9 protein-coding genes and 1 pseudogene are annotated in these 11,885 nt (G+C 72.0%); 5 read left to right on the top strand and 5 right to left on the bottom strand.

Annotation, left to right across the window (positions count from 1 at the left end; genetic code table 11):
- Positions 1 to 3: 3 nt before the first annotated feature.
- The 3 genes from ACZ4N5_RS07965 to ACZ4N5_RS07955 all read right to left on the bottom strand — a co-directional run bounded on the left by ACZ4N5_RS07965 (position 4) and on the right by ACZ4N5_RS07955 (position 4,116).
- On the bottom strand, positions 4 to 1,389 hold the full coding sequence (locus ACZ4N5_RS07965; protein WP_467756232.1) for an ABC transporter permease: 1,386 nt from the start codon (positions 1,387 to 1,389) through the stop codon (positions 4 to 6).
- Complete coding sequence (locus ACZ4N5_RS07960) at positions 1,386 to 2,324, bottom strand: ABC transporter ATP-binding protein (protein WP_467756231.1); 939 nt, start codon at positions 2,322 to 2,324, stop codon at positions 1,386 to 1,388. Before ACZ4N5_RS07960 ends, ACZ4N5_RS07965 begins: the two co-directional genes overlap by 4 nt.
- A gap of 454 nt (positions 2,325 to 2,778) precedes the next feature.
- A complete protein-coding gene (locus ACZ4N5_RS07955; RefSeq protein WP_467756230.1) occupies positions 2,779 to 4,116 on the bottom strand; it encodes a 6-phospho-beta-glucosidase in 1,338 nt (445 codons plus the stop codon).
- 198 nt (positions 4,117 to 4,314) lie between these two features.
- Here ACZ4N5_RS07955 and ACZ4N5_RS07950 point away from each other — a divergent pair, with 198 nt between their 5' ends.
- Together ACZ4N5_RS07950 and ACZ4N5_RS07945 are read left to right on the top strand one after the other, a co-directional pair.
- Positions 4,315 to 4,491, top strand: coding sequence for a hypothetical protein (locus tag ACZ4N5_RS07950; protein ID WP_467756327.1), 177 nt, complete (start codon positions 4,315 to 4,317; stop codon positions 4,489 to 4,491).
- Entirely contained in the window at positions 4,491 to 5,339 is an 849-nt protein-coding gene (locus ACZ4N5_RS07945; protein WP_467756229.1) for a hypothetical protein, read from the top strand. Before ACZ4N5_RS07950 ends, ACZ4N5_RS07945 begins: the two co-directional genes overlap by 1 nt.
- A 53-nt stretch (positions 5,340 to 5,392) precedes the next feature.
- Here the strand turns inward: ACZ4N5_RS07945 and ACZ4N5_RS07940 are convergent.
- Positions 5,393 to 5,506, bottom strand: a pseudogene (locus ACZ4N5_RS07940) (MaoC family dehydratase); the annotation flags it as partial.
- A 345-nt stretch (positions 5,507 to 5,851) separates the two neighbouring features.
- On the opposite strand from ACZ4N5_RS07940, the gene ACZ4N5_RS07935 reads away from it, so the two are divergent.
- On the top strand, positions 5,852 to 6,280 hold the full coding sequence (locus tag ACZ4N5_RS07935) for a MarR family winged helix-turn-helix transcriptional regulator (RefSeq protein WP_467756228.1): 429 nt from the start codon (positions 5,852 to 5,854) through the stop codon (positions 6,278 to 6,280).
- Positions 6,277 to 7,044 carry an IclR family transcriptional regulator gene (locus tag ACZ4N5_RS07930; protein ID WP_467756227.1) on the top strand — a complete coding sequence of 256 codons (768 nt, stop codon included), beginning with the start codon at positions 6,277 to 6,279 and terminating at the stop codon, positions 7,042 to 7,044. The genes ACZ4N5_RS07935 and ACZ4N5_RS07930 overlap by 4 nt, the downstream gene beginning before the upstream one ends.
- Before the next feature lie 293 nt (positions 7,045 to 7,337).
- Here ACZ4N5_RS07930 and ACZ4N5_RS07925 read toward each other — a convergent pair whose 3' ends face one another.
- Positions 7,338 to 10,073, bottom strand: a complete 2,736-nt coding sequence (locus ACZ4N5_RS07925) for an FAD/NAD(P)-binding protein (protein WP_467756226.1) — start codon at positions 10,071 to 10,073, stop codon at positions 7,338 to 7,340.
- Positions 10,074 to 10,377: 304 nt separating this feature from the next.
- Here ACZ4N5_RS07925 and ACZ4N5_RS07920 point away from each other — a divergent pair, with 304 nt between their 5' ends.
- A complete protein-coding gene (locus ACZ4N5_RS07920) occupies positions 10,378 to 11,673 on the top strand; it encodes a L,D-transpeptidase (protein WP_467756225.1) in 1,296 nt (431 codons plus the stop codon).
- The last annotated feature ends 212 nt before the right edge of the window (positions 11,674 to 11,885 follow it).

Here is an 11,885-nt window from a genome sequence, read left to right as displayed (position 1 = left end):
GAGTCATCCCTTCGAGGTGGCGAGCAGGTCGACGTTGCCGTCGAACTGCCACAGCGGGTTCGGTGCGTCCCCGGTCGGCGTCCGGACCAGGAAATAGCCGTTCACTTCCTTCGGTCCGTCGCCGTCGGCCATGAATCGGCCGTCCGGAGTGACATCGAGCTGGTAGACGGCCGTCCCCACCGCGTCGACGCCGGGGAGATGCCAGGAGACGACACAGCGCCAGTCGTTGCCCGGCCCCTCGGCCGCGACCTTGACGCTGCCCTTGTCGCAGGCCGCCGTGACCTTCAGCTGCGCCTCCGTGACGGCGGGGCGGTTGAGCTGCCTGGTCTGGAGCCGGTAGAGGTGGGCGAACGCCGTGGCGGCCGACCGCTGCACCTTGTCCTGTTCGATCCCGGAGCCCGTGGCCCCCGTAGCGGCGCCGACGACAGCGACGGTCACGGCGGCCAGTCCGACGAGCGGCAGGACTCCGGCGGTGACCGCGCTGCGGCCCGAGCCGTCGTGCGCCGCGTCGGTGAAGTCGCGCCGCATGAAGAGCACATAGGCCAGCGCGGTCGCGGTCACCGCCCACAGCAGGCTGACCCCGATGCCGATCAGGAGCGGGCCGAGCTGGGCGGGGCTGGTGAACAGACCGCTCCAGGAGATGAAGGCGTAGCTGGGCAGGGCGAGGCGCACGGCGACGGGGAGCGGCATCATCTGGGCGAGCTGCATCGCGAGCGCGACGAGAGCGGGCAGCAGCAGTCCCATCGGGGACCGTCCCAGAGTGATGGACCCGAGCAGTCCGACCGCGGCGAGGGCCAGGGTCGGGGCGAGGACGCAGACCCAGGCGAGCAGGACCTTGCCGGCGGCGTCCGCCGGTGTCAGGAGGTGGCCGTCGAGCCCGACCAGCGGCTGGTCGCCGACCGCCACGGCCCCTCCGGCGGAGCTGGAGGCGACCAGTCCGGCCACGAGCAGCAGGATGACGGTGAGGCCGGCCAGTGCCTTCGCCGCGAAGATCCGGCGCGGCGAGCGGACCGCCACGAGCAGATGGCGCCAGGTGCCGAGCCGGTCCTCGGCGGCGAACACGTCGCCGGCGACGACCGAGGTCAGCAGCGGGAGCGCCCAGGTGCCCGCGAATCCGAGCGTCACCAGCGCCCCGGCCCACCCGGTGGCGTGCATCCAGCGGCCGAAGAGCGTGTCGACGGGCAGTGTGCCCTGCCGGCTCACAGCGGCGACGAAGAGCGCCGGCACGATCCAGCAGGCGAGGACCAGCAGGCGGATCCGCCACTGCGAGACGAGTTTGACCACCTCGAAGCGGTAGGCGCACGCGACCGAGACACGAGGCGCGGCGGCGACGGCTTCCTCCAGACCCTGCGCTCCGAGGTCACCGTCCTCGGCGACGGTCGCGGTCATCCGCCGGTCTCCTTCTGTTCGGTGAGGGCGAGGAACGCGGCTTCGAGAGGCGACACCACGGGGGCGAGTTCGCGCAGCGCGATGCCGGCGCGCACGAGCCGCACGACCAGTTCGTCGACGGCGGGCACCAGTGCGCGTACGACGAGCACGTCGGCGTCGTGCCGTGGCGCGTCGTCGAGGACCCGGATCCCGGCCGTGTCGAGGGCCAGCAGGCGGGCGGCTCCGGGGTCGGAGGTGAGTACCCGGAAGTCGAGTTCACGGTTCTCGGCGGCGAGCTTGCTCAGCGGGCCGGAGAAGACGACCCGTCCGGTCGCGAGGATGGTGACCTCGGAGCACAGCGCCTGGAGGTCGTCCATGCGGTGGCTGGAGAGGACGACAGCGGTTCCGTTCGCCGCGAGCCGGTTGAGGACACCGTGCACATGTCGTTTGCCGGCCGGGTCGAGGCCGTTGGACGGTTCGTCGAGCACCAGCAGCCGGGGCTTGATGAGCAGGGCGGCGGCGAGGCCGAGCCGCTGACGCATACCGAGGGAGTAGCCGCGGGCCGGGTCGTCGGCGACATCGGTGAGCCCGACCTGGTCGAGCACGTCGTCGACCCCGGCCGAACGCGCGCCCTGGCCGCGGAGTGCGGCCAGGGCGGCGAGGTTCTGACGGGCGGTGAGCGAGGGGTAGAGGCCGGGCCCGTCCACGAAACCGGCGACACCGTCGGGGGCGGCGAGCGCCCGTCTGAGCGGGGTGCCGAGGATCTCCAGGCGGCCTTCGTCGGCGAGGGCCAGGCCCAGCAGGAGACCGAGCAGGGTCGTCTTGCCGGCGCCGTTCGGTCCGACCAGCCCGTGGATCTGACCTCGCGCCACATCCAGATCGACGCCGTCGAGTGCGACGACGTCGCCGAAGCACTTGGTGATCCCGCGAGCCCGGACGGCGAGAGGTCTGTCCATCCTTCTCCTTGCGTGGGAATCCCGGCCTTCAGGACGGGCCGGAAACGCGTCCTGAGTACCGGAGCCTCGAAGCGGCGTATATGCTTTGCATCTGCCTCTGGCAGCGGTCAGGGCTTGGCCGTCATGAAACTCCTTGGAGTCGAGTGAGAAGCCCCCTCATTTACGAGGGGGAGGAGTCACGAGTCCCTTTCTTCGAGGCACTTGAAGCACTCAGGGACCTTAGGCACAACACACAACGCGGGCACAGACGTCCGGTTGAACACGGCGGAAACGGATCGTCAAGGCGTCGGCAAGTCCGGTGCACAAAGCGGGCGTCATCGAGACGGACTCGGGCAACACCCGCGGGCGCCGAGTCCGTGCGGAACCCGGGCGCCGTGGAAGTGCTCCTCGACTCCGCGGTCGTCTCCTCTTCCTGTCCTTCCACCTCCCGGCCGTATCCCGCCTTGACAGGGCTCTACTTCAGGTAGGCCAGGCCCGGATGTACGGCCGTGTAGCCGTCGACCAGTGCGCGTGCCACGTTCACGGAGTCGACGAGCGGGTGCAGGGCGAAGGCCTTCACCGCTGTCGTACGGGACCCCGACCCGGCTGCGGAGAGCACCTCCCGCTCCACCGCCTTGACCGCGCACACCAGTCCGGTGGCGTGGCCGGGCAACGGTTCGACGGCGACGGGGTGCGCGCCGTTGGCGTCGACCAGGCAGGGCACCTCGATGACGGCCTCCGCGTCGACGACGCTCAGCGTGCCGCGGTTGCGGACGTTGAGGATCAGGGTGGTGCGTTCGTCACGGGCGATGGCCCGCATCAGGGCGAGCGCCACCTTCTCGTAGCCGCCGGAGAGGTCGTCGTCGTCGCGTTCTCCGGCACCGGCCGCGTCCCGGTTCTCCGCCATGTAGGTGGCCTCGCGCTCGGCGCGGGTACGGTCCCAGGCGGCAAGGGCCGCGGTGTCGGACTGCTTCATCTCGTCGTAGAACCGGGCCTGTTGGTCGCGCAGGAACGCGCCGCGTGTCTTCTCGGCCCGCTGGTAGGCGCGGACGGTCTCGCGGTTGAAGTAGTAGTAGTGCAGGTACTCGTTGGGGACGGCGCCCAGCGACTGGAGCCACTCCGGGCCGAAGAGCCTGCCCTCCTCGAAGGAGCCGAGCAGCCCGGGGTCGGCCAGCAGTCGCGGGAGTTCGTCGCGGCCCGCGACGCGCAGCCCCCGTACCCAGCCGAGGTGGTTGAGGCCGACGTAGTCGATCCACGCCTCGCGCGGGTTCGCGCCGAGCACCTTGGCGATCCGGCGCCCGAGGCCGACCGGCGAGTCGCAGATGCCGATCACGCGGTCGCCGAGGTGGCGGGACATGGCCTCGGTGACCAGTCCGGCCGGATTGGTGAAATTGATGACCCAGGCGTCGGGCGCGAGCCGGGCCACCCGCCGCGCGATGTCCACGGCGACCGGCACCGTCCGCAGGCCGTACGCGATACCGCCCGCGCCGACCGTCTCCTGGCCGAGGACGTCCTGGCCGAGGGCGACGCGCTCGTCCGCCGCCCGCCCCTCCAGGCCGCCCACCCGGATCGCGGAGAAGACGAAGTCGGCACCGCGCAGGGCCTCGTCGAGGTCGGTGGTGACGGTCACCTCCGGAGCGTCCGGGTTCCCGGCCGCCTGCTCGGCGAGGACGCGGGCCACGGCGGAGAGCCGTCCCGCGTCCAGGTCGTGCAGTACGACCCGGGTGACGCGGCCCTCGGCGCGGTCCCCGAGGAGCGCCCCGTACACGAGCGGGACGCGGAATCCGCCGCCGCCCAGAATGGTCAGCCTCACGCAAGTACCACCTTCGCAGTTCGTGCGGGGACGCGGGCCGCGCGGCGAGGAAGCACGCCACGACCACCTGTTTCACCCACATCTTCCAGGAAGCAGCGTGCCACCGCGTCCACACCCTCGTCCGTCACCACCACGTCGAGTCCCTCGGCGCGCGGGCCCTGGCTCTCGTCGCCTCGCACGCGACGGGCAGCGGCGACGGTGGCCCGCTTCTACGTGAGGCTGCGCGGCAGCGACGGCAACAGGAACGGCGCCGGGTACCTCGGTGCGGCGATCGACCCGCACGGTCCGATTCCGCACGTGCCCGGAAACGGTGACCCGTGGGTCGACACATGGTTCTATTCCAACCCGGTGTTCGTCGATGTGGAAGGTTGCTGATGGAACGTCACTTACTGTCCCTCGCATGCCTGTTGGGTGCCCTGACGGTCGGCATGAGTACGTCGTCCGCGGTGGCCGGCGAACCCGTGTGGACGGAGACCGGCACGTCGTACGTCGACTCGCTGAGCGGTGGACAGGGGCTGGCGAGCCGCGCGGACGGCTCGCTGCTGCACCGCGGACTCGCCTCCATTCCGCTCGTCCTGCGCATCAAGGGCTGGAACCATGTGGGCGACCCGGACATCGCCCGGGGCTCCGTGTTCGACGCCTACCAGGGGCCGGACACGGCGACCTCGAAGATGTTCGCCGTCACCACACCCGCGGGCAGGCGCTTCGAGTACGTCCACCAGCTCGACCCGGGCGAGAAACTGAACAACTCCTTCGCGACCGTGTCGCCCGACGGGCAGTGGCTGGTGTCCGGGGAGTGGGGCGACCAGAACCGGCTCCAGGTCTTCCCCGCCCCGCTGCTCAACCCGTCGACCCCGCCCACCGGCGGCGCCCTGCCGCAGGCCGGGCAGATCACTCTCGACAGACCCGTCCGCGACATCCAGGGCTGCGACTTCGTCGAGGACACCCGGCTGCTCTGCGCCTCGGACGACAGCTCACGCGCCCTCTTCCCCGAGGACCGGCCGCTGCTCCAGGTCGACCTGGAGCGGAAGGTGGACGGCCGGCCGGTCACGGGACACGTCACCAGCCTCTTCGCCCTGCCGCAGCGCAGCCTGTGCACGGACGGGACGTACGAGGCGGAGGGCGTCGACTACGACACGGCGAGCGGGACCCTGCGCGCCGAGGTGGTCCAGCCCGGCGTGTGCGGCGTCGCGACTTCCGTGTATGCGTACCGGCTCAAGTAGGAGGCTGGTGGGGAGGGGGCCCGGAGGGGCGCCGGAACCCCCGAGCCTCGGACGTAGAACCGCGACAGGCTCTGCAGGACGGCGGCGGGCTTCCCGCCGCCGTCGATCTCCACCGTGCCGCCGACGGCGATCTGCGCTCCGCCCGGCACGTCCTCGACCGAGGCGAGAACGGGCCGCGATCACGTGGTGCGGGAGCCCGCCCGGAGCGCGGCTGCCCGCCGGAGTCGGCCTCGCGTCTACAGCGGCCACGACTGCGGACGCGCAGCGGGTACGGCTGTGACGCCGCAGCGGGTGGCTACGAGACGGAAGCGGTGCTGCGACGAGATCGAAGCCAGGAGCAATGATTGTCGACGTCAATAGTTGTTGTCGTCCGACCCATACAACATGCTGAGTTCGTACGTCCGAACCGCCCCCGCCCGGGGCCAGGCCCCAGGGAGCCCGTCATCGCAGGTCAGCGGCGCGCCGCAGAACACCCCCGGGGCCCCGTCCCCATCGACGCCGAGGAGCCGTGGATGCGCGGCCTGCACGCGGACACCGGCTATCTGCTGTACCGGCTGGGCCTGCGCTCGGGCCAGTTGTTCAACGTCTTCCTCCAGGAGTCCGGACTGCGGCTGCGCCACTACGCGCTGCTGCGGTTCCTCGCCACCTCGAAGGGCGCGTTGCAGCGGGAGCTGAGTTCACGGCTCGGCTACGACCCGAGCGCGATCGTCGGGCTCGTCGACGACCTGGAGAAGCTCGGCTTCGCGGAGCGCAGGCCCTCTCCCGACGACCGCCGCAGCCGGATCGTCGTTCTCACCTCGGACGGCCGCGCCTTCCTGCGCGACACGGACGAGGCCGGGCTGCGCGTGACGAACGACCTGCTCCAGCCCCTGGATCCCGCCGAGCGGGAGACCCTGCACGCGCTGCTGCAACGGATCGCGGACACCGAACTGAACTCATGACCGCCCTGTCCGCTCCCGGCCGCCTCCTCGCCGTGCTCGCCGCCTTCGACCACGAGCACACGGCGCTGTCCCTGACGGACATCAGCCGCCGGGCCGGCCTCAGCCTCACGACCGCCCACCGGCTGGTGGCCGCGCTCACCGAGTGGGGCGCGCTGGAGCGGGACGCGGACGGCGTCTACCACGTCGGTCTGCGCCTGTGGGAGGTCGCGGCGCTCGCCCCGCGCGGGCTCGCGCTGCGCCAGGTCGCCCTGCCGTACCTGGAGGACCTGTACGAAGCGACGCACGAGAACGTCCAGTTGGCGGTCCGCGACGGCGCCGAGGTCGTCTACATCGAGTGGATCGCCGGGCGTTCGTCCGTCGGCGTACGCATTCAGGTGGGTGCCCGCTGGCCGCTGCACGCGACGGGCGTCGGGCTCGCGCTGCTCGCACACGCGCAGCCGGCGTTCCAGGACGCCTACTGCGCCGGGCCGTTGGTCGCCTACACGCCGTACACCATCACCGATCCCGCCCGCCTGCGGCGCGCTCTGGCCGAAGTCCGGCGTACAGGAGTCGCGGTGAGCACCCGTCAGGTGACCGACGACGCCCTGTCGGTGGCCGCGCCGGTGCGCGGCACTGACGGAAACGTCGTCGCGGCCGTGTCGCTCGTCGTGCCCCAGGCCGGCGCGCAGGTACCGGCGTTGATCCCGGCGATACGACTGGCGGCCCGCGGAATCTCCCGGGCCCTCGGCTGGCGCCCGACGGCCCGGACGGAGCCACACGCCTGACGCGGACCGCGGGCAAAGCGTGGGCCTGCCCCCAACCACTCCATTCCGGTGGCGGGAGCGAACCGAGGCGATCCGGCGCCCATCACCGATGGCGGACACGGGCCCACACGCCTCACCCGAGCGCGGGCAAGAACACCCGCCCCACCCCCACCACTCCACCCCAGCAGCAGAAGCAACCGAGGCGGCCGGCGCCCGTCACCGATGGCGGGTACCGGCCCGCTTCAGCCGGCCCGGCGCCGTTGCCGTCCCGCGACCGGGCGACGCAACCCCGCCGGCCGGTCACGCGTCACCCCTCAATCGGTCAGCGCGGCCAGCAACCGGCGGTCCCGGGGGGAATGGCTCCGGTCGAGGCGGGTGTCCAGGAGGCGCCGGGCCGCCTCGCAGCGGCCCGCCGCGACCAGGGCGTACAGCAGCGTCTCCTCGACGACCTCGCGCTGGGCCGCGCTGCCGCCGACCCTGCCGAGAACGGGGAGGAGCGCGTCCAGTCCCCGGGCGGCTTCGTGGAAGCGTTCCTCGACGAGGGCGGCGAAGGCCTCGCAGAGGGGGACGACGACCTCGCGCTGCACGGGGTCGGCCCCGGCGGCGTGGTCGCGCAGCCGACGCAGCGCCGCGAGGTCACCGGCGCCGGTGAGGGCGACCGCCGCGTGCAGCGCGGTGAAGGCGGTCGCGGGCCGTTCCACGATCTCGCGGGCGACATGGTCGAGGACGTCCGCCGCCGGTACCCGCCCCTGCCAGCTGTCGCTGAGCCGGGCCCGCCACAGCAGCGATCCCGAGTCGACCAGGGCCCGTACGCCCGTCACCCGCCCCGGGGCGAGCTGGGCGAACCAGCGTCTGCGGACGGCGGCGGGATCGTCCAGGGCCAGTTCGTGCAGGGCGATGTGCCAGGAGAAATGCGCCCGGTGGACCGCGCCGCGTCCGTGCCCCGACAGCCAGACGTCCAGCCAGTCGCGGCCCGTCTCGTGGGCCCCGGACTCGTAGTGGACGTGCGCGAGTGCGTGCACGGCGTGTCCGGAGGCCGGTTCCGCGGCAAGTGCGCCTCCGGCCAACTCGGCGGACTCGTCGTAGCGGCCCTGTTCCTGGCGGAGGAAGGCGAGGAGCGAGGCGGGGAACCAGTGGCCGTCGTAAGCGGGCGAGGTGCGCTCGACCAGGCTCAACGCGTAGGCCGAGTCGAGGTCGTTGATGCCGGAGAAGGCGATGGTGGGCACGGCGGCGGCGAGCGCCAGCGCGTCGGCGGGGTGCGCGGCGAGGTGCCCGAGCAGAGCACCGGCGCCTCCGTCCGGGGAGTCGCCGTGCACGCGGCGGGTCACCACGTCGACGAAGGAGCGCTCGCGTTCGTCGGCCCGTTCCCGCGCGCAGCGCTGCGCGTCGGCCAGCGCCCGCGGTACGTCGACGTCCGCGCCGCACTCATGGCCGAGCAGGGCGAGGGCCGCGTGCCCGAGCGCGAAGCCGGGGTCGAGGGCGACGGCGCGCGTGAAGGCGTCCTCGGCGCCGGCCCTGACCTTGAGGACCCGTTCGAGGCCGGTGCGGTGGGCGGCCGCCGCCTCGGCGTGGGTGGACAGCGGGAGCCCGTGCGCGTCGACGGGCCGACGGCGCGCGGGGCGTGGCCGCGGAGTCAGTGGTGCGAGCAACTCCGCTGCCAGGTCGGCGGCTTGGACGCGGATCTCGGGGACGGCCGTCGTCTCCCAGAGTTCCCCGCGGCGCGGGGCGCCGAGGGTGAACACCGGCAGTGGGGCCCGGCCCTCGGCGTCGAGGAGCCGGCCGTCGCGGGTGGCGACGCCCAGGCCGAGCGGGCCGGGCACGGCGGCGCCCGTGTCGAACAGCGAGCGCCACAGGGGGTCTTCGGGGCGCGGCCCCGGTCCGGTGCAGTCGATCACCCAACCGACCGTGATGCGCGCGCCGTTGGAGAGCGTGAGCAGCACGCAGCCGTCGGGCCGGGCGACGGCGTCGGTGATCCTGCCGGTGTGGACGCGCAGACGCCGGGCCGTGCGGGCGCGGGCCACCGACTCGGCCGTCGTCGGTGCCATCCGGTGCCGGTGGGTGTTCCACAGCGCGCCCTCCCGCCGCAGGAACGCGGCACGTTCCTCGGGTGTGAGGCTGCGCCACAGGCGCGCGGTGTGGGGGCGCAGGCTGTCGAGCGCGGGGCGCCAGTCGCCATGGGCGCGCACGGCGCGGCCGATGTGGCGGTAGACGGCCCGGCGCAGCGTGGACAGGGTCGGCGCGTCGAGCCCTTCGGGTGCGGCCATCGCCGGGGCGGGGCTCAGCGCGTGCGGCTGCGGCAGCAGTCCCGTGCGGGAGAGCGCGTGCACGGTGCGCCCGGGACGGTCGAGGCTGAGTGCGAGGTCGACGGCGGTGAGCCCCGTGCCCACCAGCAGGACATCGGCACGCACGCCGTCCCTCACGCCATCCCCCGGGCCGCCCTCCGCGAGAGCTGCGGCCGGTTCGGTGAGCGGCCCGTCGAGGGCTCCCGGCGCCCAGGGCGACCCGATGAACCGTTCGGAGGTGCGGAGTCCGGACGGGGCCCAGTCGCCGGTAGTGGCCGCCGGTCCGGTGGCGAGGACCGCGCTGTCGGCGAACAGGCTTTCCCCGTCGGCGAGTCGGAGCTCGAGCCTGCCGTCCGGGGCAGGGGCGCAGCCGTCCGCCCTGGTCCGCAGCCGGTGTACGGCGACGGTGCCGTGGGCGTGGACGATCGCCTGGGCCAGAGTGTCGGCGAGGTAGGCGCCGTAGCGGTAGCGGGTGGCGAAGTCGGTTCCTCTGACGGTGGGTTCGCCGTGCCGGCACAGCCAGCGGGTGAAGTGGCCGGGGTCGTCGGGGTAGCAACTCATTCCGCCGGCGGGCACGTTCAGCCGGTGCCGGGGATCGGTGGTGGCGTAGGCGGTGCCGCGTCCGGCCTCGGGGGCGGGGTCGACAAGGACGAGATCGAGGGGGGTGCGGCGGCGGGCCGCCGTCTCGCACAGCTGCACGGCGGTGAGCGTGCCGGCGGCGCCCGCTCCGACGATGGCCACGGTGTGCCGCTCACGGGCTGGATTCACGGATACCTCCGGCGTGGTTTGTGGCGGAAGCGGCAAGCGGAACTACTCCTTCACTCGTGCGACCGAAAGGGCCGAAAAGGGCTCGCGGAAGGGGATCTCACGGAAAAACTCAGGGATCCGGTAAGGCGCTTCATACTCTGTTCACAATCCGAGGCGGCCCGGCAACCGTGGATTCAGGCCGTCTCTCCGGGCGTCTTCACCGGAATCTCAGGTTGGAGCAGCCGGATTCAAAGAATCAACCCATGGAAGTCGCGCAGGATGCACCCGCAGTGGTGGTGAGCGAAGAACCGAGGAAAGGCGTTCCGTGGGCGTCCCTGAGATATCGAATCGGCCCGAGTACGCGCCAGGGGCCCCGGGACGGCCGGGGCCTCGTCCGGGGCGTCCTGCCTGGTCGCGGCGGGGAATCCTCGCGTCCTTCGGCGCCGCCGTACCGGCTCTCGCGCTGAGCGGATGCGGCGACCCGGCGGACGCCGCCGAGGGGAAGGCCTCGACGGCGAGCGGCGGCACCGTGGCCGAGACGAAGGCAAAGTCCCAGGTGAGGACGCCGACCGTCACGGTCTCCCCCGCCGACGGCACGAAGAAGGCCGACTTCACCGGCCCCGTCGAGGTTTCCGTGGCGGACGGCACGCTGTCCACGGTCGAGGTGTCCGGCAATGACGGTTCCACTCTGGCCGGATCCTTCAACGACGACCGTACGCGGTGGACGTCCGCCAGGAATCCGTACTCGGGCACCAAATACACGGTCACGGCAAAAGCGGAGGGCGCCGCGGAGCACACCGCGACCTTCGTCACGAAGTCCCCCGGCGAGACGTTCGCGGGCTATTTCACGCCCGAGGCGAATTCGACCTCCGGCGTGGGCATGCCCGTGTCGATCAACTTCACGAAGGCCGTGACGGACCGGGCGGCCGTCGAAAAGGCCATCACGGTGACGGCGGAGCCGGCGGTCGAGGTGGTCGGTCACTGGTTCGGGAACACCCGGCTCGACTTCCGTCCCGCGCAGTACTGGGCGGCGGGCACGAAGATCACGCTGAGCCTGCGCCTCAAGGACGTCGAGGGAACGGACGGCGTCTACGGCGTCCAGTCCAAGGACGTCACCTTCCACATCGGCCGCCGCCAGGTGAGCACCATCGACCTCGCGAAGAAGACCATGACGGTCGAGCGGGACGGGGCGAGCCTCGCGAGTTACCCGGTCAGCGGCGGCGCCGCGGACCACACCACCTGGTCCGGGATCATGGTGATCAGCGAGCGGTTCAAGGAGACCCGGATGGAGTCCTCGACGGTCGGGCTCGGCGACGAATACGACATCGCGGACGTGCCGCACGCTCAGCGCCTGACCACCTCCGGCACCTTCATCCACGGCAACTACTGGGCCTCGGCCTCGGTCTTCGGCAGCAGCAACACCAGCCACGGCTGCATCGGCCTGCACGACACGAAGGGCGCGAACGACAGCTCCGTGCCGGGCTACAAGTTCTACGAGAGCTCGATGCTCGGTGACGTGGTGGTCGTCCAGAACTCGGGCGAGCGGACCGTCGGCGCGTCGAACGGCCTGAACGGCTGGAACCTGTCGTGGGCCGACTGGACGGCCGGGAGCGCCCTTTGACGGCCGCACCCGAAGACGGGCTCCAACTGGCCACACGGGCAGGCTCGTTCGAAGTGGCCCCTTCTTTCACGGCGTGAACTCCCCTGCAGCGAAAGGACTTTCTCGGCTTCACCTCTTGACGACCGGAGTGACAGAGAGCACATTGGCCGCGCAGCTGCTGTGAGAGCGCTCTCAACTGGCCATGGGAGCGCTCTCACACCCCCACCCGCGCA

The sequence above is a fragment of the Streptomyces sp. NPDC026500 genome, assembly GCF_055567635.1.
Note: the sequence above shows the minus strand (reverse complement) of the source record. Positions and strands in the feature narration are given on the sequence as shown.